We start from the raw sequence: 21,486 nt of genomic DNA, 5'->3' as shown, positions 1-21,486 counted from the left end.
CCCGGAGCCCCACCGCACCGTCTTTTCCGGCCGACTCCGCGCTCCTACCCGGCCGACTCCGCACCGTCCCCGCACCGCCTTCCCGGCGCGCCGGGGCCGCCTGTGGACAACGGGACACGGCTGTCCACAGGCCCGCCGCGCTGTCACTCCCCGCCAGTAGGGTGTGACACATGGCCGACCCCTCCAGCTACCGCCCCAAGCCGGGACAGATCCCGGACTCCCCCGGGGTCTACCGGTTCCGTGACGAGCACCGCCGGGTGATCTACGTCGGAAAGGCCAAGAGCCTGCGCCAGCGCCTGGCGAACTACTTCCAGGACCTGGCGAACCTCCACCCGCGCACCCGCACCATGGTCACCACGGCCGCGTCCGTGGAGTGGACGGTGGTGTCCACGGAGGTCGAGGCGCTCCAGCTGGAGTACTCCTGGATCAAGGAGTACGAGCCCCGGTTCAACGTCAAGTACCGCGACGACAAGAGCTACCCCTACCTCGCGGTGACGATGAACGAGGAGTTCCCGCGCGTGCAGGTGATGCGCGGCCACAAGAAGAAGGGCGTGCGCTACTTCGGGCCGTACGCGCACGCGTGGGCGATCCGCGACACCGTCGACCTGCTGCTGCGCGTCTTCCCGGTGCGCACCTGCTCGGCCGGGGTCTTCAAGAACGCCGGCCGCACCGGCCGCCCCTGCCTGCTCGGCTACATCGGCAAGTGCTCCGCGCCCTGCGTCGGCCGCGTCTCCGCCGAGGAGCACCGGGAGCTGGCCGAGGAGTTCTGCGACTTCATGGCCGGCCGCACAGGCACCCACATCCGGCGCCTGGAGAAGCAGATGATGCAGGCGGCGGAGGAGCTGGAGTACGAACGGGCCGCCCGCCTGCGCGACGACATCGAGGCCCTGAAGAAGGCCATGGAGAAGAACGCGGTGGTGCTCGCCGACGCCACCGACGCCGACCTCGTCGCCGTCGCCGAGGACGAGTTGGAGGCGGCCGTGCAGATCTTCCACGTGCGCGGCGGACGCGTGCGCGGCCAGCGCGGCTGGGTCACCGACAAGGTCGAGGAGGTCACCACCGGCGCCCTCGTCGAGCACGCCCTGCAGCAGCTGTACGGCGAGGAGACCGGCGACGCCGTCCCCAGGGAGGTCCTCGTCCCCGCGCTGCCGGAGCCCGTCGAGCCGGTCCAGGAGTGGCTGACCGGGCGGCGCGGCTCCCAGGTGTCCCTCAGGGTGCCGCAGCGCGGCGACAAGAAGGCCCTCATGGGGACCGTGCAGCGCAACGCGCAGCAGGCGCTCGCCCTGCACAAGACCAAGCGCGCCTCCGACCTCACCACCCGCTCGCGCGCCCTGGAGGAGATCGCCGAGGCTCTCGGCCTGGACAGCGCACCGCTCAGGATCGAGTGCTACGACGTCTCGCACTTCCAGGGCGACGACGTGGTGGCCTCCATGGTCGTCTTCGAGGACGGCCTCGCGCGCAAGAGCGAGTACCGCCGCTTCCAGATCAAGGGCTTCGAGGGCCAGGACGACGTCCGCTCCCTGCACGAGGTGCTCACCCGCCGCTTCAGGCGCTACCTCGCCGAGAAGGAGCGGACGGGGGAGTGGGAGGAAGACCGGCCTGACGGAACCGACGGGATCGGCGGGATCGGCGGGGCCGATCGGCCCGGGGACGGCCTGAAGGACGACGAGGGGCGCCCCCGCAGGTTCGCCTACCCGCCGCAGCTCGTCGTCGTCGACGGCGGCGCGCCCCAGGTCGCCTCCGCCAAGAGGGCCCTGGACGAGCTGGGCATCGACGACGTCGCCGTGTGCGGTCTCGCCAAGCGCCTGGAGGAGGTCTGGCTGCCCGGGGAGGACGACCCGGTCGTCCTGCCGCGCACCAGCGAGGGCCTGTACCTGCTGCAGCGTGTCCGCGACGAGGCGCACCGCTTCGCGATCACTTACCAGCGCAGCAAGCGGTCCAAGCGCGTGCGCTCCAGCCCCCTGGACGCGGTGCCGGGCCTGGGCGAGACCCGCAAACAGGCGCTGATCAAGCATTTCGGTTCGGTGAAGAAGCTGCGGTCCGCGACAGTCGACCAGATCTGCGAGGTTCCCGGCATAGGCCGCAAGACGGCCGAGGCCGTCGCGGCGGCCCTCGCCCAGGCGGCCCCGGCCGCACCCGCCGTCAACACGGCGACGGGAGAGATCATGGAAGATGAGGAACCCGGTACGACGGCGGGTTCCGCGGGGGAGCCCGTGTCCGCGGGCGCCCCGGACGAGAGACGGGGGCAGGAGAGATGACCGAGCACGAGCAACGCGACGAAGAACGCTCAGCGCACAGCCAGGCGGCGCACAGCACCGCGGGCGAGGACGGGGCGCTGCGGCCGACGGGCCGGGAGAATCCGGCACAGGGCCCGCAGGACCCTGAGCGGGTGCCCCGCGAGCCGGCGGCCCACGAGCGAGCCGCTCACGAGCCGGCGGCCCAGGAACGAGCGGCCCAGAAAAACGGAGCACAGGTGAGCACGGACGCCACGGCAGCGGGGCCGGCCGACGCGGCCATCCCCGAGCTGGTGATCATCTCCGGGATGTCCGGGGCCGGCCGGTCCACGGCCGCGAAGTGCCTGGAGGACCTCGGCTGGTTCGTCGTCGACAACCTCCCGCCGGCCCTCATCCCCACCATGGTCGAGCTCGGCGCCCGCTCGCAGGGCAACGTGGCCCGGATCGCGGTCGTCGTCGACGTGCGCGGCCGGCGCTTCTTCGACAACCTGCGCGAGTCCCTCGCCGACCTCGACACGCGCGGCGTCACCCGGCGGATCGTCTTCCTGGAGTCCTCCGACGAGGCCCTGGTGCGCCGCTTCGAGTCCGTGCGCCGCCCCCACCCCCTGCAGGGCGACGGGCGCATCGTCGACGGCATCGTCGCCGAGCGGGAGCTGCTGCGCGAGCTGCGCGGCGACGCCGACCTGGTGATCGACACCTCCAGCCTCAACGTGCACGAGCTGCGCGCCAAGATGGACGCGCAGTTCGCCGGGGAGGAGGAGCCCGAGCTGCGTGCCACGGTGATGTCCTTCGGCTTCAAGTACGGCCTCCCGGTCGACGCCGACCTGGTCGCGGACATGCGCTTCCTGCCCAACCCGCACTGGGTGCCGGAGCTGCGCCCGTACACGGGCCTCAACGAGGAGGTCGCCGCGTACGTCTTCAACCAGCCCGGCGCCAAGGAGTTCCTCGACCGGTACGCGGAGCTGCTGCGGCTGGTCGCGGCCGGGTACCGCCGGGAGGGCAAGCGCTACGTGACCATCGCGATCGGCTGCACCGGCGGCAAGCACCGCTCGGTCGCGATGTCGGAGAAACTCGCCGCGCGGCTGGCCGCCGAGGGCGTGGAGACGGTGGTCGTCCACCGGGACATGGGACGCGAATGACAGGACGTACTCCGCGGCTGAGCAGGTTGGGCAGGCTGGGCCGGAGGGTCCCCGAGGGGCGGGTGGGACGGTCCGTGGAGGTCCGCGGGGCCCGCCCGCGCCGCCGGGGCGCCCAGCCCAAGGTGGTCGCCCTCGGCGGCGGCATGGGCCTGTCCGCCTCGCTCGCCGCACTGCGCCGGATCACCGGCGACCTCACCGCCGTCGTCACCGTCGCCGACGACGGCGGCTCCAGCGGGCGCCTGCGCGACGAGCTGGGCGTGCTGCCGCCCGGCGACCTGCGCAAGGCGCTGGCCGCGCTGTGCGGCGACGACGAGTGGGGCCAGACCTGGGCCCGGGTCATCCAGCACCGCTTCCAGTCCAAGGGGCAGCTGCACGACCACGCGGTCGGCAACCTGCTCATCGTCGCCCTGTGGGAGCAGCTCGGCGACCATGTGCAGGCCCTGGACCTGGTGGGCAAGCTGCTGGGCGCCCACGGCCGGGTGCTGCCCATGTCCGCCGTGCCGCTGGAGCTGCAGGCCCTGGTCAAGGGGCACGATCCGGACCGGCCCGAGGACGTGGACGTGGTGCGCGGCCAGGCGACCGTCGCCCTCACCCCCGGCGAGGTGCAGTCGGTGCACCTGGTACCGCCCGACCCGCCCGCCGTGCCGGAGGCGCTGGCGGCGGTCCTGGACGCGGACTGGGTGGTGCTCGGGCCCGGCTCCTGGTTCTCGTCCGTCATCCCGCACCTGCTCGTGCCCGAGCTGCTGGACGCCCTGGTGAAGACCAAGGCGCGCCGGGTGCTGTCGCTGAACCTCGCCCCGCAGCCCGGAGAAACCGAGGGCTTCTCCCCGCAGCGTCATTTGGAGGTTTTGGCACGACACGCCCCTAAACTCGCCCTGGACGTGGTGCTGGCCGACGAGGCCGCCGTGCCCGACCGCGAGGTGCTCACCGAGGCCGCCAAGCGGTTCGGTGCCGCGGTCGAGCTGGCGCCGGTGGCCCGGAGGGACGGAACTCCGCGGCACGACCCCGAGCTGTTGGCCGCCGCGTACGACCGTATTTTTCGGATGCATGGAAGGATCGGCCCATGGCGATGACGGCAGCGGTGAAGGACGAGATCTCCCGGCTTCCCGTCACCCGGACCTGCTGCAGGAAGGCGGAGGTCTCGGCCGTCCTGCGGTTCGCCGGCGGCCTGCACCTGGTCAGCGGACGCATCGTGATCGAGGCCGAACTGGACACCGCGATGGCGGCGCGCCGCCTCAAGCGGGACATCCTGGAGATCTTCGGCCACACCTCCGAGCTGATCGTGATGGCGCCGGGCGGGCTGCGCCGCGGCTCGCGCTACGTCGTGCGCGTCGTCGCCGGCGGTGACCAGCTGGCCCGCCAGACCGGCCTCGTCGACGGCCGGGGCCGCCCGATCCGCGGCCTGCCCCCGCAGGTGGTCTCGGGGGCCACCTGCGACGCCGAGGCCGCCTGGCGCGGTGCCTTCCTCGCCCACGGCTCCCTCACCGAGCCCGGCCGGTCCTCCTCCCTGGAGGTGACCTGCCCCGGCCCCGAAGCCGCCCTCGCCCTGGTCGGCGCGGCGCGCCGGCTGCAGATCGCCGCGAAGGCCCGCGAGGTGCGGGGTGTCGACCGCGTCGTCGTCCGGGACGGTGACGCCATCGGGGCGCTGCTGACCCGCCTCGGCGCGCACGAGTCCGTGCTGGCCTGGGAGGAGCGGCGGATGCGGCGCGAGGTGCGCGCCACCGCCAACCGCCTGGCCAACTTCGACGACGCCAACCTGCGCCGCTCCGCGCGCGCCGCCGTCGCCGCCGGTGCCCGTGTGGCGCGCGCCCTGGAGATCCTCGGCGACGACGTCCCCGAGCACCTCGCCGCCGCCGGGCGCCTGCGCATGGAGCACAAGCAGGCCTCGCTGGAGGAACTGGGCGCGCTCGCCGACCCGCCGCTGACCAAGGACGCCGTCGCCGGCCGTATCCGCCGTCTGCTCGCCATGGCCGACAAGCGCGCCGCCGACCTCGGCATCCCCGGCACGGAGGCGGGCCTCACGGAGGAGATGGTGGAGAACGTGGCGGGCTGAGCCGGCCCGGCACGCGGGGCCGGCCGGCCCGAGGAGGGGGAACGGCGCACGACGGCGACGCACCATGCCCTCGCCCCCTCCGCGCTCGTCCCGCCCTCCCCTCCGCGCCCTCACCGCCACTCCCTCCGTGCCCCTCCCCACCATCCCCTCCACATCCGCCCCCTCCACCCTCGTCGCGCCCGCTCCCTCGCGCTGCCCTCCGCCCCGCCCGTGCTCCGGCCCCTCCGCACCCGCTCCTCCGTTTCCGCGCTCACTCCTTCGTCCCTCCCCGAACGGGTGACAAGCCAGGCGTGTTGACGTGTTGATGTGTCTTCGAGGCGCCCTTGACTCGATCCTGAAGTGACATGAGCCTGGCGAAGTTCGTCGCCGTGGCGAACCACCGCTAGGGGGTTCTCATGAGACACAGAGCGAGATCGATCCTCGCTGCCGGCGCACTCCTGCTCGGCGGGGCGGGCATGACACCCATCGCCCAGGCCCAGGCCGCGCAGACCACCCGCCCGTCCCCGTCCGCCACCCCGGCCGGATCCGACACGCAGAACACGCAGAACACGCGGGACACGCAGGACACAGCGGAGGAAGTCGGGGTCTACCGCGCCGAGGTGACGCGGAAGCAGGTGCCCCTCCTGCTGAAGGCCGGTCAGGACGGGCACGAACTCGGCGAGCAGGTCCCTCGAAGCGGCAGGACCGCCGTCGAGGTCTACCTCACCGGTCGGCAGGCCGAGAGCCTGCGCCGACGGGGCGTGCACCTCACCGAGCACACCCTGTCGGCGAACGCCGAGGCGCGCGTGGCGCGGGCCGCGCAGGGCGTGTTCCGGCCCTACAGCGGAAAAGGCGGACTCAAGGAGGAGATCCTCGCCACCGCGCGGGCCCACCCCGGCCTCACCAAGGTCGTTTCCATCGGAAGGACCGTCAGGGGCCAGGACATCCTCGCCCTGAAACTCACCAGGAACGCGCGGAAGACCCGGGACGGCTCCAGACCGTCCGTGTTGTACCTGTCCAACCAGCACGCCCGCGAGTGGATCACGCCGGAGACGACCCGCCGGCTGATGCACTACTACCTGGACCACTACGCCGGGAACAAGCGGATCAGGAGGATCGTCGACTCCACCGAGCTGTGGTTCGTGCTGTCGGCCAACCCCGACGGCTACGACTACACGTTCCAGGGCCCCGGCACCCGCCTGTGGCGCAAGAACCTGCGGGACGTCAACGGGGACGGCACCATCACCACCGGCGACGGCGTCGACCTCAACCGCAACTTCCCCTACAAGTGGGGCTACGACGACGAGGGTTCGTCCCCCGACCCGGCCGCCCAGACCTACCGCGGCCCCGCCCCCGGCTCCGAGCCCGAGACGAAGGCGCTGGACGCCTTCGAGAAGCGCATCGGCTTCACGTACGGCATCAACTACCACTCCGCCGCCGAACTCCTCCTCTACGGCGTGGGCTGGCAGGTCGCCACCCCCACCCCGGACGACGTGCTCTACCGGGCGCTGGCCGGCACCCCGGACCGCTCCGCGATCCCCGGTTATCGCCCGCAGGTCTCCTCCGAGCTGTACACCACCAACGGCGAGGCGGACGGCCACGCCGCCAACGTCAACGGCATGGCGATGTTCACCCCGGAGATGTCGACCTGCCAGACCGCCTCGAACCTCGACCCCGACGACGCCTGGAACGCGTCCGACTGCCAGTCGGTGTTCAACTTCCCCGACGACGAGAAGCTGATCCAGCGGGAGTTCGCCAAGAACGTCCCGTTCGCGCTCTCCGTCGCCGAGACCGCCGCCCACCCCGACCGGCCCTCGTCGTCGGTGGGCCTGACCGCCGCCGACTTCACTCCGGCGCCGTTCACCACCTCCTACGCGCGCGGCGCCGGCCAGGAGGTCTCCGTCGTCGTACGCAGGTCCGTGCGGGACAAGGAGCTCAGGTACCGCCTCAACGGCGGGCGGACGCACTCCGCCGCGCTCCGGCCCTGGAAGGGCGGCGACACCTACGGCGGCGACGACAACCTCTACTTCGACGAGTACCGGGCCGAGGTGAGGGGCGGTAAGCCGGGGGACCGGGTCGAGGTGTGGTTCACCGGCCGGGCACGCGGCGGCGGGCGCGTCTCCAGCGCGCACTTCACCTACGCCGTGGCCGAGCGGCCCGGGGCCGACACCCTCGTCGTCGCCGAGGAGGGCGCCAAGGCCACGCAGGCGCGGACGTACCTCGACGCGCTCCGGGCGAGCGGGCGCGCGGCGGTCGTGTGGGACGTCGCCACGCAGGGGGTTCCGGACGCGCTGGGCGTGCTGAAGCACTTCCGGACCGTCGTGCACTACTCCGGCGCGTCCGGCCCGGGCAACGCCACCCAACTGCAGCTGCGCGCCTACCTCAACGAGGGCGGCAGGCTGATCGAGGCCGGGGAACTGGCCGGCGGCAGCGTCGACCTCGGCGGCGGCAACCTCTCCGACGACTTCAGCCAGTACTACCTGGGCGCCTACTCCCGGGCGTCCGTCGCCGAACCCACCGGCCTCACCGGCACCGGCGCCCTCGCCGGGTTCTCCGGCGCGCTGGGCGACGCCCCCGGCAACCCGCTGGACGGGGCCGGGGCGTACGGCGTGACGTCGGACGAGCTGCCGGCCGCCACCCACCCCTGGTTCGCCAGTGCCGGCGCGGGCCGCTACGCCGGGGCCGCGAGCCCGTACGGGCCGTACTCGGGGTCGTACATGGCCGCCGCGGTGCACACCGACGACGCCTACAAGCGCCTCACCCGCACCGTCGACCTCACCGGTGTGAGCGCCGCCGAGCGGCCCGCGCTGCGCACCCGGCTGCTGTGGGACACCGAGCCCGGCTACGACCACGCGATCGTCGAGGCGCACACCGTCGGCGCCGACGACTGGACGACGCTGCCCGAGGCGGCCGGCGCCACCGGTACGGCCGTGCCGGCGGAGTGCGGCGCCGGGTTCCTCGTCAACGAGCACCCGTGGCTCAGGCACTACCTCACCCCGGGATCCGACGGCTGCGCCGCCCGGGGCAGCAGCGGCACCTGGAACAGCCTCACCGGGTCCTCCGGCGGCTGGCGGCAGGTCTCCTTCGACCTGAGCGCGTACGCCGGCCAGCGGGTCGAGGTGTCCCTGAGCTACGTCACCGATCCCGGCACCGGCGGGCACGGGGTCCTGGCCGACGACGCCTCGCTCGTGGTGGGCGGCACCGCGCGGGAGACCGAGGGCTTCGAGACGTCCCTCGGCCCCTGGACGGTGCCCGGACCGCCCGCGGGAAGTCCGGCCGTGCGCAAGGACTGGACGCGCACCGGGGCGCTCTTCCAGACCTACGGAGCCGTCACCACCGACCGCACCGTGCTGCTCGGTTTCGGCCTGGAACAGGTGCCGGCGGCGGCCGACCGCACGGCGCTGGTGCGCAAGGCGCTCACCGCCCTCGGCGGATGAGACCCATCGTCCTCGACGGATGAGACCCATCGTCCTCGACGGATGAGGCCCACCGCCCTCGGCGGATGAGGCCCACCGCCCTCGGCAAGCCCGCGGCAGGGGGAAAGGGGAGAAACGCCGGGGGTGAAAACAATTACGGAGCGTTGACGTGCCGTAGCGGGATCGAGTGATCGAAAGGCCACGGCCAGGGCGGTCCGTACCTCTACTGGCGGGTACGGACCGGCCTGCCGTGTATGGGGCGACTCGATGTCACTCCGGCAGCCTCGGAGAGGTAGGGTCGTAGGCGGTCGGGGACATCCCATACAGCTCGCCGGCGACGAGAGCCGGCGTACCAACGAGGAGATCGGTTCGTGACGATCCGCGTAGGCATCAACGGCTTTGGCCGCATCGGTCGTAACTACTTCCGCGCGCTGCTGGAGCAGGGTGCAGACATCGAGATCGTGGCTGTCAACGACCTGGGTGACACCGCGACCACCGCCCACCTGCTGAAGTACGACACCATCCTCGGCCGGCTCCGCCAGGAGGTCTCGCACACCGAGGACACCATCACCGTCGGCGGCAAGACGATCAAGGTCCTCTCCGAGCGCAACCCCGCCGACATCCCCTGGGGCGAGCTGGGTGTCGACATCGTCATCGAGTCGACCGGCATCTTCACCAAGAAGGAAGACGCCGAGAAGCACATCGCCGGCGGCGCCAAGAAGGTGATCATCTCCGCGCCGGCGAAGAACGAGGACGTCACCATCGTCATGGGCGTCAACCAGGACAAGTACGACCCGGCGAACCACCACGTCATCTCCAACGCCTCCTGCACCACCAACTGCGTGGCGCCGATGGCGAAGGTCCTCGACGAGAACTTCGGCATCGTCAAGGGCCTGATGACGACGGTGCACGCGTACACCAACGACCAGCGCATCCTGGACTTCCCGCACAAGGACCTGCGCCGCGCCCGTGCCGCCGCCGAGAACATCATCCCGACCACCACGGGTGCCGCCAAGGCCACCGCGCTGGTCCTGCCGCACCTCAAGGGCAAGCTGGACGGCATGGCGATGCGTGTTCCGGTCCCGACCGGCTCGGTCACCGACCTCGTCGTCGAGCTCTCCCGCGAGGTCACCAAGGAAGAGGTCAACGCGGCCTTCCAGAAGGCCGCCGAGGGCGAGCTGAAGGGCATCCTCGAGTACACCGAGGACCCGATCGTCTCCTCCGACATCGTCAACGCCCCGGCCTCCTGCACCTTCGACTCCTCCCTGACCATGGTCCAGGAGGGCAAGAACGTGAAGGTCATCGGCTGGTACGACAACGAGTGGGGCTACTCCAACCGCCTCGTCGACCTGACGGTCTTCGTCGGCAACCAGCTCTGATCGGCGGATCAGGAACCCAGAGGTGAACAGCAGGGCTCGGGCGGCGCGCGGACGCGCACTGCCCGAGCCCTGACTCACGTACAGATCGACCGGCCCCCGGGGGCCGCCCCTGAAGCGATCACGAGCCCTCTCAGGAGTCCCCTCATGAAGACGATCGACGAACTCCTCTCCGCCGGCGTGACCGGCAAGCGCGTCTTTGTACGCGCCGACCTCAACGTGCCGCTGGACGGCACCACCATCACCGACGACGGCCGCATCCGCGCCGTCCTGCCCACCGTCAAGGCCCTCGCCGACGCCGGCGCCAGGGTCGTCGTCGCCTCCCACCTGGGCCGCCCCAAGGGCGCCCCGGACCCGGCGTTCTCCCTGAAGCCCGCCGCCGTGCGCCTCGGCGAGCTCCTGGGCACCGAGGTCGCCTTCGCCACCGACACCGTCGGCGATTCCGCCAGGTCCACGGTGGACGGGCTGGCCGACGGACAGGTCGCCGTCATCGAGAACCTGCGCTTCAACGCCGGCGAGACCGCCAAGGACGACGCCGAGCGCGGCGCCTTCGCCGACCGGCTCGCCGCCCTCGCCGACGTCTACGTCTCGGACGGCTTCGGCGCCGTGCACCGCAAGCACGCCTCCGTCCACGACCTCCCGGCCCGCCTGCCGCACTACGCCGGATACCTCATCGCCACCGAGGTCGGCGTCCTGAAGAAGCTCACCGAGGACGTCAAGCGGCCGTACGTGGTCGTTCTCGGCGGCGCCAAGGTCTCCGACAAGCTCGCCGTCATCGACCAGTTGCTCGGCAAGGCCGACCGGCTCCTCATCGGCGGCGGCATGGCGTACACCTTCCTCAAGGCCAAGGGCTACGAGGTCGGCAGGTCCCTGCTGCAGGAGGACCAGATCCCGGCCGTCACCGAGTACCTGGAGCGCGCCGAGAAGCAGGGCGTCGAGCTGGTCCTGCCCGTCGACGCGGTGGTCTCGCCAAAGTTCCCGGACCTGAAGGCGAAGGCGCCGACCCACCCGACGGTCGTCGACGCCGACGCCATCCCCGCCGACCAGGAGGGCCTCGACATCGGTCCGAAGACGCGCGAGCTGTACGCGTCGAAGATCGCCGACGCCGAGACGGTGTTCTGGAACGGCCCCATGGGCGTCTTCGAGCACCCCGACTACGCCGAGGGCACCCGGGCCGTCGCCCAGGCGCTCATCGACAGCAACGCCTTCACCGTCGTCGGCGGCGGTGACTCGGCGGCAGCCGTGCGCACGCTCGGCTTCGACGAGAACGCATTCGGCCACATCTCGACCGGCGGCGGCGCCTCCCTCGAATACCTCGAGGGCAAGACGCTCCCCGGCCTCGCCGCACTGGAGGACTGACCCAGCATGAGCACGCGCAAGCCGCTGATGGCGGGTAACTGGAAGATGAACCTCAACCACCTCGAGGCCATCGCCCACGTCCAGAAGCTCGCCTTCGCCCTCGCCGACAAGGACTACGAGGCCGTCGAGGTCGCCGTCCTGCCGCCCTTCACCGACCTGCGCTCGGTGCAGAACCTGGTCGAGGGCGACAAGCTCAGGATCGTGTACGGCGCCCAGGACATCTCGGCGCACGACTCCGGCGCCTACACCGGCGAGGTCTCCGGTTCGATGCTGGCCAAGCTCAAGTGCACCTACGTGGTCGTCGGCCACTCCGAGCGGCGCCAGTACCACGGCGAGACCGACGAACTGGTCAACGCCAAGGTCAAGGCCGCCTTCAAGCACGGCCTGACCCCGATCCTGTGCGTCGGCGAGGAACTGGAGGTCCGCGAGGCGGGCAACGCCGTCCCGCACACCCTCGCCCAGGTCGAGGGCGCTCTGAAGGACGTGCCGGCCGAGCAGGCCGCGACGATCGTGATCGCCTACGAGCCCGTGTGGGCCATCGGCACCGGCAAGGTCTGCGGCGCCGGGGACGCCCAGGAGGTCTGCGCCGCCATCCGCGGCAAGGTCGCCGAGCTGTACTCCCAGGAGGTGGCCGACAAGGTCCGCGTCCAGTACGGCGGCTCCGTCAAGTCCGGCAACGTCGCCGAGATCATGGCGCAGGCCGACATCGACGGCGCCCTGGTCGGCGGCGCCTCCCTGGACGCCGACGAGTTCGTCAGGATCGTGCGCTACCGCGAGCAGTGAGCGGTGGGCGCGCCGAAGGCGAATCGACGGGAGCCGAGTAGGCCGTAGCGGCGATCCGTCGTACGCTTGCGGGGGCATGGTGGCATTCCACCGTGCCCCCGTCGTCCGTCCGCATCCGAGGAAGTTGGTCCAGCCGTGGTTCTGGGGTTCTCCATCGCCCTGATCGTCTTCAGCCTGCTGCTGATGCTGCTGGTGCTGATGCACAAGGGAAAGGGCGGCGGCCTCTCCGACATGTTCGGTGGCGGTGTGCAGTCGTCCGTCGGCGGCTCCTCGGTCGCCGAGCGCAACCTCGACCGGATCACCGTGGTGGTCGGTCTGCTGTGGTTCGCCTGCATTGTGGTGCTCGGCATCCTGACGAAGGTGAACAGCTGACGCGGTACGGGTACCGCGCATTCCGCACCCAAGGCCCCATGTGCCGGTACGCGCCCCTGTGCGCGGCCTATCATGGGGCTTGCGTCTGGGTGCGGGGGCTTGTAACTCCCACCACTGGACGCGCGTTGGGCCTTACGTAGACTGAGGCGCTCGCGGCGAAGCGGAACGCCGACTCGCTTCGCGGCACCATCACGCAGGGAGTTACGACCGTGGCAAGTGGCAACGCGATCCGGGGCAGCCGGGTCGGGGCGGGGCCGATGGGCGAGGCCGAGCGCGGCGAGTCCGCGCCGCGGCTGCGCGTCTCCTTCTGGTGCGCCAACGGGCATGAGACGCAGCCGAGCTTCGCCAGCGACGCGCAGGTGCCCGACACCTGGGACTGCCCGCGCTGCGGCTTCCCGGCCGGACGGGACCGTGACAACCCGCCGGCCCCGCCGCGCACCGAGCCCTACAAGACGCACCTGGCGTACGTGCGGGAGCGGCGCAGCGACGCGGACGGCGAGGCGATCCTCGCCGAGGCGCTGGCCAAACTCCGGGGCGAGATCTAGGAGTCGAGGTCCGGCGGGCATCGTGTCCCGCCGGACCTTCTGCTGTACAGGGCCGCGTCCCCGCCTGTACAGGGCCGCGTCCCCGCCGCCGTGCACGGCGGCACCCCCTCCGCCCGCGCGGCGCCTCCCACCCCCGCGGTCCCGTGTGCGGACCGATTGTCAGTGGTGCCCTCTACGGTTGTGTGCATGAGCCGACCGTGAGGGGGAGTCGTGGTGACGGGGGAGACGGGGGACGGGCGTGGGCCCGGGTGGTGCGGAGGTTTCGGGCGGCTGTGGAGCGCCGCCGTGCTCTCCGCCTTCGGGGACGGCCTGCGCACCTCCGCGCTGCCCCTGCTGGCCGCCTCGCTCACCGACCGGCCCTTCCTCATCGCCTCCGTCACCGCCTGCGGCTACCTGCCCTGGATCCTGTTCGGGCTGCTCGGCGGGGCGCTGGCCGACCGCGTGGACCAGCGGCGTGCCCTGTGGGCCGTGGACGCGGTGCGCGGGGCCCTGCTCGCCTGCTTCGCCGTGGCGGTCGCCTTCGGGCACGCCTCGATCGGCCTGCTGCTGGCGCTGGCCTTCACGCTCACCATGCTGCAGACCCTCTTCGACAACGCCGCGACGGCCCTGCTGCCCGCGCTCGTCGGCCCCGGGGCCCTCGGCGCCGCCAACGCCCGTCTCCTGACCGGTCAGCGTCTCGCCTCCGGGCTGCTCGGCGGCCCGGTCCTGCCGCTGCTGCTCACCGCGGGCGCCGCCGCGCCCTTCGCCGCCGACGCGGCCACCTTCCTCGGTGCCGCCGCGCTGGTGGCCTCCCTGCGGCTCCGGCAGCCCGAGCGCGCGCCCAGGCCCGCGGGCAGCACCCTGCGCCGGGAGATCGCCGACGGGCTGCGCACCCTCGGCCGTGACCGCCTCCTGCGCGCCCTGTGCACCGCCACCGCGCTGTGCAACGTCGGCATGGGTGCCCTCGTCGCCACCCTCGTCGTCCTCGTCACCGACGGGCTGCACGCGGGCAGCACCGGGTACGCGGCCGCCACCGTCGCCTACACGCTGGGCAGCCTGGCCGGCGGCCCGTCGGCCGGGTGGATCGCCGGCCGCCTGGGCCGGATGCGGGCGGTGCTGCTCGCCGGGACGGTGCAGATCGCCGCGCTCGTCGTCATGGGCACCGTGCGCAGCCTGACCGCGCTGACGGCGGCACTGGCCGTGTTCGGCCTGATGGGCATGGTGTGGAACGTCAGCACCACCACGCTGATCCAGCAGCGCAGCCCCGCCGGCCTGCTCGGCCGTGTCAGTTCGGCCTACCGCACCCTCGCCGTCGCCGGGGCTCCCCTCGGCGCGCTGCTCGGCGGGGCCGCCGCCACCGCCTGGGGGCCGGGCGGTCCCGCCCTGCTCACCGCCGCGTTCTTCGTGCTGTCCGTCGCCGCGCTGATACCCGGGCGCCGCCTGGACGTACCTGTGGTCGGACCGGACGCCGCCACGGTGGCGGCTCCCGCCGCCGACTGATCAATTAGGTTGGGACCGGCGCACACAGGCAACGCAGAATCCGGTGTACTGAGGCAAGGAAGAAGGCTGGAGTCCGAGATGAACGCTGAGGGCCGTGCCAGGCTCAACCAGATGCCCGAGTGGACCGCCCTGGCCAAGCACCGCGAGGAGCTCGGCGAGGTGCGGCTGCGCGAGCTGTTCGCCGCCGACCCCGGACGCGGCACCGGGTACACGCTCCAGGTCGGCGACCTGTACGTCGACTACTCCAAGCACCTCGTCACCGACGAGACGCTGCGGCTGCTGCGCGACCTGGCCGCCGCCACCGACGTGTTCGGCCTGCGGGACGCCATGTTCCGCGGCGAGAAGATCAACGTCACCGAGAACCGGGCGGTGCTGCACGTGGCGCTGCGCGCCGCGCGGGACGCGGTGATCGAGGTCGACGGCGAGAACGTGGTGCCCAAGGTGCACGCCGTGCTGGACCGGATGAGCGACTTCGCCGAACGGGTCCGCTCCGGTGCGTGGACCGGCCACACCGGCCGCCGCATCCGCAACGTCGTCAACATCGGCATCGGCGGCTCCGATCTCGGCCCGGCGATGGCCTACGAGGCGCTGCGGCCGTTCACCGACCGGTCGCTGACGGTGCGGTTCGTCTCCAACGTGGACGGCTCCGACCTGCACGAGGCGGTGCGCGACCTGGACCCGGCGGAGACGCTGTTCATCGTCGCCTCCAAGACGTTCACCACCATCGAGACGGTCACCAACGCCACGTCGGCCAGGAACTGGCTGCTGTCCGGGCTGGGGGCCGGGCAGGAGGCGGTGGCGCGGCACTTCGTCGCCCTGTCGACCAACGCCGAGAAGGTCGCCGGGTTCGGCATCGACCCGGCCCACATGTTCGAGTTCTGGGACTGGGTCGGCGGCCGCTACTCCTACGACTCCGCGATCGGCCTGTCGCTGATGATCGCCATCGGCCCGGACCGGTTCCGGGAGATGCTGGACGGCTTCCGCATCGTCGACGAGCACTTCCGCAATGCGGCGTCGGAGGCCAACGCCCCGCTGATCCTCGGCCTGTTGGGGATCTGGTACGGCAACTTCCTCGGGGCCCAGACGCACGCGGTGCTGCCGTACTCGCACTACCTGTCGAAGTTCACCGCGTACCTGCAGCAGTTGGACATGGAGTCCAACGGCAAGTCGGTGCAGCGCGACGGGGAGCCGGTGCAGTGGCAGACCGGGCCGGTGGTGTGGGGCACGCCGGGCACCAACGGGCAGCACGCGTACTACCAGTTGATCCACCAGGGCACCAAGCTGATCCCGGCCGATCTGATCGGGTTCGTCAACCCGGTCGGCGAACTGGACGACGAGCTCAAGGCGCAGCACGACCTGCTGATGGCGAACCTGTTCGCCCAGGGCCAGGCGCTCGCCTTCGGCAAGACCGCCGAGGAGGTACGCGCCGAGGGCGTCCCGGAAGAGCAGGTGCCGCACCGCACCTTCCGCGGCAACCACCCCACCACGACGATCCTGGCGACCGAGCTGACCCCGTCGGTGCTGGGCCAGCTCGTCGCGCTGTACGAGCACAAGGTGTTCGTGCAGGGCGCGATCTGGAACATCGACTCCTTCGACCAGTGGGGCGTGGAGCTGGGGAAGGTGCTCGCCCAGCGTGTGGAACCCGCGCTGACCGAGGGCGCCGAGGTGCCCGGTCTCGACCCGTCCACGGCCGCGCTGGTGGCCGCCTACCGCGATCTCAGGAAGTGAACTGACATGCAGATCGGAATCGTTGGCCTGGGCAAGATGGGTGGCAACATGCGCGAACGGCTCCGCCGCGCCGGCCACACCGTCGTCGGTTACGACCGCAACCCCGAACTCTCCGACGTGGGCAGCCTGGTCGACCTGGTCGACAAGCTCGAGGCTCCGCGGCACGTGTGGGTGATGGTCCCGGCCGGCCCCGCCACCCACACCGTCATCGACCAGCTCGCCAGCCTGCTCCGGCACGACGACATCGTCGTCGACGGCGGCAACTCCCGCTGGACGGACGACGAACGGCACGCCAGGGAGCTGGCCGCGCGCGGCATCGGTTTCGTCGACGCCGGCGTCTCCGGCGGCGTGTGGGGCCTGCAGAACGGCTACGCCCTCATGGTCGGCGGCGACCCGGAGCACGTCGACCGGCTCAGGCCGATCTTCGAGGCGCTCAAGCCGGAGGGCCCGTACGGCTTCGTGCACGCCGGCCGGGTCGGCGCGGGCCACTTCGCGAAGATGGTCCACAACGGCATCGAGTACGCGATGATGCAGGCCTACGCCGAGGGCTGGGAGCTGCTGGAGAACGTGGAGTCGGTGGACAACGTCCGCGAGGTGTTCCGCTCCTGGCAGCAGGGCACCGTCATCCGCTCCTGGCTGCTGGACCTGGCCGTCGACGCCCTCGACGAGGACGAGCACCTGGAGCGGCTGCGCGGCTACGCGGAGGACTCCGGCGAGGGCCGCTGGACGGTGGAGGCGGCCCTCGACCACGCGGTGCCGCTGCCGGCGATCACCGCCTCCCTCTTCGCGCGTTTCTCCTCCCGCCAGGAGGACTCCCCTCAGATGAAGATGGTCGCGGCGCTGCGCAAGCAGTTCGGCGGCCACACCGTCGAGTCGGCGAAGGAGAAGTGACCCGCGGTGGGTGACCTGCTGCTGGTCCGGCACGGTGAGACGGAGTGGAGCCGGTCGGGGCGGCACACCAGCTTCACCGACCTGCCGCTCACCCCGCTGGGCGAGCAGCAGGCCAAGGCGCTCGCCCCGCTCCTGTCGGGCCGGCGGTTCTGCCTGGTGCTGACCAGCCCGCTGCGCCGCGCGGCGCACACCGCGCGGCTAGCGGGCCTGGAGGAGGCGGAGATTGAGCCCGACCTGCACGAGTGGAACTACGGCGCCTACGAGGGGATCACGACCCGGCAGATCCGCCGCGCGCGGCCCGACTGGCAGCTGTGGCGGGACGGGACGCCGCCCGGGCCGGACGGGCAGCCCGGCGAGTCCCCGGAGGAGGTCGGCGAGCGCGCCGACCGGGTGCTGTCCCGGGTGGACTCCGCCCTCACCCAGGGCGGCGGCGACGCGCTGCTGATCGCCCACGGCCACTTCCTGCGCGTCCTGACGGCCCGCCGCCTCGGGCTGCCGCCGCAGGACGGGCGCCTGTTCCAGCTGGCCACGGGCACGCTCGGCCGCCTGTCCACGGAGCACGGCAACCACGTGATCGCCGAGTGGAACCTCCGCCCGCAGCCGGCCTGACGCCCGCCGGGCCCGTCCGCGCGGCGGCCGACCGGTCCGGCGCCCCTCGGCCAGTCGGCCGGCCCGGCACCCTTCGGCCGACCGGCCGCCGCGCGCTGCGCCGCCGGCCGCACCGGGGCGACGCGGGCCGACGGGCCGGCGGCCCGGACCGCACCGGCCCTGCTCCTACAATCGGCGCCACCGGCCCATCGAGCCCGAAGGAACCCGATGACCAGCGTCGACGAACCGGCCCGGCAGGGCGGACGCATCCGTGACGCGGCCCGCACCAAGGCCGAGATCCTCGACGTGGCCACCCAGGAGTTCGCGCGGGCCGGCTACGACGGGGCCCGCGTCGACGAGATCGCCGCCCGCACCCGCACCACCAAGCGGATGATCTACTACTACTTCGGCAGCAAGGAGCAGTTGTTCACGGCCGTCCTGGAGCAGGCGTACGAGACGCTCCGGGACGCCGAGCGGCAGCTCGACGCCGAGCACCCGGACCCGGTCGCGGCCATGCGGCGGCTGGCGGAGCTGGTCTTCGACCACCACGAGCGGCACCCGGACTTCGTCCGCCTGGTCGCCATCGAGAACATCCACGGCGCCCAGCACGTCGCGGCCTCCGCCAGGCTCGCCTCGATCGGCTCCCCGGCCCTGGACGCGCTCCGCCGCATCCTGGCCGCCGGCAAGGAGTCGGGCCGGTTCAGGGCGGACGCCGACGCCGTCGACCTGCACGCGATGATCAGCGCCTTCTGCTTCTTCCGGGTCGCCAACCGGCACACCTTCGGCGCCCTGTCAGGCCGCGACCTGCTGGCGGCGGACCGGCGGGAGCACTACCGCAGAATGCTCGGCGACATGGTGATCGCCTACCTCACGGCGGACCGCGCGCCCTCCTGACCCCACCGGGGCGACGGCGCGCCGTCCCGCCCCTCCCCCACGGACCTTCCGGTGGGTGCACCGGCTCGTTCGGGCCGCCCTGTCCCGTCCCCGGGGAGCCGCCGTCCCCGTCCCCGTCCTCGCCTCCCGCCCGTTCCTCAGGAGTTCGACCAGGCCCGCCGGCACAGCACCAGCCGGTAGCCGTCCGGGTCCTCGATCGTCACGCCCCACTCGTTCCAGTACGGGTTGGGCGACGGCACCCGCCTGCCGCCGTGCTCCTCCAGCCGGGCCACCAGGCCCTCCGGCACCGGCCCGTCGGCGTAGATCACCAGCAGGTCCTCCTCGGTGGGCCGGGGCCGGACCGGCCGGCCGGGCTCGTGGACGAGCTCCAGGTGCCAGTCGGCGTCCGGCCAGCCGACCATGAGGAGGTGGTGCTCCCCGGGCCCGGTCCCGCCCTCCGTGCGCCACACCACGTCCAGCCCCAGGCCGCCGACCCAGAAGCGCTCGGCCGCGGACAGGTCGCGGGAGGGGCGGGCGATACGGATGTGGCTGCGGCCGTCGACGGGCATGCGGGACTCTCCTCGTAGCTGTGGACCCCCGAGGGGTGGCCGCCGGGGCGTCCGGCGGCCGTCCGGCAGCCTAGGCGGCGGCCGGGTGCCGGCACATCGGCCGCGGGTCCTGCGCCCCGGGACCCCGGTCTCCCGGCCCCGGGTCCTAGGACCGGCGGCCGCCGTTCTCGCCGCCGGTCCGCTCTCTCACCACCGGTCCGGTCCCTCACCACCGGTCCGGTCCCTCACCACCGGTCCGGTGCCTCACCGCCGGCGCGGGATGCCGTAGACCCGTTCCACCTTCAGCCGCAGCACCAGGCGCCGGTCGCGGACCATGGCGGCGCGGTAGTCGTCCCAGTCGGGGTGCTCCCCCTGGACTTCGCGGTAGAGCCGGACCAGTTCCTCGACGGTCTCGTCGTGCGGGTCCCGCGCGACCGGCGTGAGTTCGGCGGTGCCCTCGGCGACCGTGTAGGCCCAGCGGTCGGCGGTGGTGACGTGGTAGGAGGCGCGCGGATCGCGGCGCAGGTTGCGGGTCTTGGCGCGGTCGTCGGTGACCGAGATCCGGATGATCCGCTCGTCGGGGTGGTAGGCGTGGGCCACGTTCGACAGCTGCGGGCGGCCGTCCCGCCGGAGCGTGACGAGGACGCCGCCGTTCTCCTCGGAGAGCAGCCGGAGCAGGGCGTCGTCGCCGGGTCGGAGTGTGTCCTGGGTCATACGGGACTCAACCGGTCCCGGGCGGGGCGCATTCCCGCGCGCACGCCGGGCGGGCCGGGCCCGCGCCCGCCGCGGCCACGGGTGGGGGCGACGACTGAGACCATCCGGACGGGGTAGGCCGGGAGTGGGCCGCGCGCGGTACGCAACGGGAGGACAGCGATGGCACAGGTGCGACAGGAGCTGCGGCAAGAGGTGGACCCGGGAGAGGCCGGGCTGGACGGGAAGGCGCTGGACCGCCTCGATCAGCACCTCGCCCGCCACGTCGACGAGGGGCGGCTGCCGGGTTTCCTCGTGGCCGTCGCCCGCGGCGGCCGGGTCGCCCACCTCACCACCCACGGCCGGCGCGACGTCGCGGCCGGCCTGCCCGTCGAGCCCGGCACGCTGTGGCGGATCTACTCCATGACCAAGCCGGTCACCGCGGTGGCGGCGCTGCTGCTGGTGGAGGAGGGCCGGCTGTCGCCGGACGACCCGCTGGAGCGGCACCTGCCCGCCTTCGCCGACCCGCGGGTGTACGTGGACGGCACCGGCGACGACGTACGCACCCGCCCGGCCGCCGGCCCCATACTGATCCGGCACCTGCTGACCCACACCGCGGGGCTGACGTTCGGCTTCTACCACACCCACCCGGTCGACGCCCTCTACCGGGCCGCCGGCCTGGAGTCCTCGGTGGTGCCGGGCTCCGACCTGGCCGAGACCGTCGAGGTGTACGCGAGCCTGCCGCTGCAGTTCGACCCGGGCACGCAGTGGAACTACTCGGTCGCCAGCAACGTCCTGGGCCGGGTGATCGAGGTGGTGTCCGGGCAGCCGCTCGACGTGTTCCTCGCCGAGCGGATCTTCCGCCCGCTGGGCATGGCCGACGCCGGGTTCCACGTCACCGGGGAGCAGGCCGGGCGGCTGGCGGAGCTGTACGGCGAGCGCGAGGACGGCGGCATCGAGCCGGTCCCCGGGCTGCCGCTGCACGGCCGGCCCCGTTTCCTGTCGGGCAGCGGCGGCATGGTGGCGAGCGCCCACGACTGGCACCGCTTCATGGAGCTGCTGCGCCGCCGCGGCGAACTCGACGGCGTGCGTCTGCTGGCCCCCGAGTCGGTCGCCCTGATGACCCGCAACCACCTGCCGGGCGATGCCGACCTGCGGTCCTTCGGCAGCCGCCCGGTCCACGACACCCCCGACAACGACGGCGTCGGCTTCGGCTTCAACGTCTCCGTCGTGATCGACCCCGCCCGCACCCGGTTCCCGTCGGGCCCGGGCACGTACGGCTGGAGCGGGGCGGCGACCACGACGTTCTGGGTGGACCCGGTGCGGGACATGACGGTGCAGTTCATGACCCAGGTGCGCCCGAGGAGCCGGCACACGGTCTTCCAGGACCTCAAGCGGCTGGTGTACGCGGCGGTGACGGACTGAGGCCGTCA

Annotated in this window: 18 protein-coding genes; 16 read left to right on the top strand and 2 right to left on the bottom strand. The window is 72.4% G+C overall.

All coding sequences use genetic code 11. The annotated features are described in order from the left end of the window. Window positions 1-170: 170 nt before the first annotated feature. The 15 genes from uvrC (at window position 171) to IE225_RS00995 (ending at window position 18,836) form a co-directional block, all read left to right on the top strand. Window positions 171-2,258: an excinuclease ABC subunit UvrC gene (uvrC, locus tag IE225_RS01065; protein ID WP_190055336.1), complete on the top strand. Its 2,088-nt coding sequence runs from the start codon at window positions 171-173 to the stop codon at window positions 2,256-2,258. After that, window positions 2,255-3,373, top strand: a complete 1,119-nt coding sequence (gene rapZ / locus IE225_RS01060; RefSeq protein WP_190055335.1) for an RNase adapter RapZ — start codon at window positions 2,255-2,257, stop codon at window positions 3,371-3,373. The genes uvrC and rapZ overlap by 4 nt, the downstream gene beginning before the upstream one ends. Beyond that, complete coding sequence (locus tag IE225_RS01055; RefSeq protein WP_190055334.1) at window positions 3,370-4,446, top strand: gluconeogenesis factor YvcK family protein; 1,077 nt, start codon at window positions 3,370-3,372, stop codon at window positions 4,444-4,446. Before rapZ ends, IE225_RS01055 begins: the two co-directional genes overlap by 4 nt. After that, entirely contained in the window at window positions 4,437-5,426 is a 990-nt protein-coding gene (whiA, locus tag IE225_RS01050) for a DNA-binding protein WhiA (protein WP_190055333.1), read from the top strand. The genes IE225_RS01055 and whiA overlap by 10 nt, the downstream gene beginning before the upstream one ends. A gap of 395 nt (window positions 5,427-5,821) precedes the next feature. Further along, entirely contained in the window at window positions 5,822-8,842 is a 3,021-nt protein-coding gene (locus tag IE225_RS01045) for a M14 family metallopeptidase (RefSeq protein ID WP_190055332.1), read from the top strand. A 350-nt stretch (window positions 8,843-9,192) separates the two neighbouring features. Beyond that, window positions 9,193-10,200, top strand: coding sequence for a type I glyceraldehyde-3-phosphate dehydrogenase (gene gap / locus IE225_RS01040; RefSeq protein ID WP_190055331.1), 1,008 nt, complete (start codon window positions 9,193-9,195; stop codon window positions 10,198-10,200). Window positions 10,201-10,344: 144 nt separating this feature from the next. Further along, window positions 10,345-11,556 (top strand): phosphoglycerate kinase, encoded by a 1,212-nt coding sequence (locus tag IE225_RS01035; RefSeq protein WP_190055330.1) that lies wholly within the window; start codon window positions 10,345-10,347, stop codon window positions 11,554-11,556. Between the two features lie 6 nt (window positions 11,557-11,562). Then, window positions 11,563-12,339 carry a triose-phosphate isomerase gene (tpiA, locus tag IE225_RS01030; protein WP_190055329.1) on the top strand — a complete coding sequence of 259 codons (777 nt, stop codon included), beginning with the start codon at window positions 11,563-11,565 and terminating at the stop codon, window positions 12,337-12,339. Window positions 12,340-12,474: 135 nt separating this feature from the next. Then, entirely contained in the window at window positions 12,475-12,711 is a 237-nt protein-coding gene (secG, locus tag IE225_RS01025; protein ID WP_190055328.1) for a preprotein translocase subunit SecG, read from the top strand. A 209-nt stretch (window positions 12,712-12,920) separates the two neighbouring features. Next, window positions 12,921-13,256, top strand: coding sequence for an RNA polymerase-binding protein RbpA (locus IE225_RS01020; protein WP_190055327.1), 336 nt, complete (start codon window positions 12,921-12,923; stop codon window positions 13,254-13,256). A 210-nt stretch (window positions 13,257-13,466) separates the two neighbouring features. Further along, window positions 13,467-14,735 (top strand): MFS transporter, encoded by a 1,269-nt coding sequence (locus IE225_RS01015; RefSeq protein WP_190055326.1) that lies wholly within the window; start codon window positions 13,467-13,469, stop codon window positions 14,733-14,735. 78 nt (window positions 14,736-14,813) lie between these two features. Next, the gene (pgi, locus tag IE225_RS01010) at window positions 14,814-16,463 is read left to right on the top strand and encodes a glucose-6-phosphate isomerase (protein ID WP_190055325.1); all 1,650 of its coding nucleotides are present in this window, start codon (window positions 14,814-14,816) and stop codon (window positions 16,461-16,463) included. 6 nt (window positions 16,464-16,469) lie between these two features. Then, a complete protein-coding gene (gnd, locus tag IE225_RS01005) occupies window positions 16,470-17,354 on the top strand; it encodes a phosphogluconate dehydrogenase (NAD(+)-dependent, decarboxylating) (protein WP_190055324.1) in 885 nt (294 codons plus the stop codon). Between the two features lie 6 nt (window positions 17,355-17,360). Beyond that, on the top strand, window positions 17,361-17,963 hold the full coding sequence (locus tag IE225_RS01000; protein ID WP_190055323.1) for a histidine phosphatase family protein: 603 nt from the start codon (window positions 17,361-17,363) through the stop codon (window positions 17,961-17,963). 207 nt (window positions 17,964-18,170) lie between these two features. Beyond that, complete coding sequence (locus tag IE225_RS00995; RefSeq protein ID WP_190055322.1) at window positions 18,171-18,836, top strand: TetR/AcrR family transcriptional regulator; 666 nt, start codon at window positions 18,171-18,173, stop codon at window positions 18,834-18,836. 137 nt (window positions 18,837-18,973) lie between these two features. Here IE225_RS00995 and IE225_RS00990 read toward each other — a convergent pair whose 3' ends face one another. Then, window positions 18,974-19,384: a VOC family protein gene (locus IE225_RS00990; protein WP_190055321.1), complete on the bottom strand. Its 411-nt coding sequence runs from the start codon at window positions 19,382-19,384 to the stop codon at window positions 18,974-18,976. Window positions 19,385-19,627: 243 nt separating this feature from the next. Beyond that, entirely contained in the window at window positions 19,628-20,077 is a 450-nt protein-coding gene (locus IE225_RS00985; RefSeq protein WP_190055320.1) for a PPOX class F420-dependent oxidoreductase, read from the bottom strand. Between the two features lie 159 nt (window positions 20,078-20,236). Between IE225_RS00985 and IE225_RS00980 the strand changes: the two genes are divergently transcribed. Continuing rightward, on the top strand, window positions 20,237-21,478 hold the full coding sequence (locus IE225_RS00980; RefSeq protein ID WP_190055319.1) for a serine hydrolase domain-containing protein: 1,242 nt from the start codon (window positions 20,237-20,239) through the stop codon (window positions 21,476-21,478). Window positions 21,479-21,486: the final 8 nt, after the last annotated feature.

Source organism: Streptomyces echinoruber (assembly GCF_014651135.1).
GTDB classification, from domain to species: domain Bacteria; phylum Actinomycetota; class Actinomycetes; order Streptomycetales; family Streptomycetaceae; genus Streptomyces; species Streptomyces echinoruber.
This window is presented reverse-complemented; position numbering and strand designations above follow the sequence as displayed.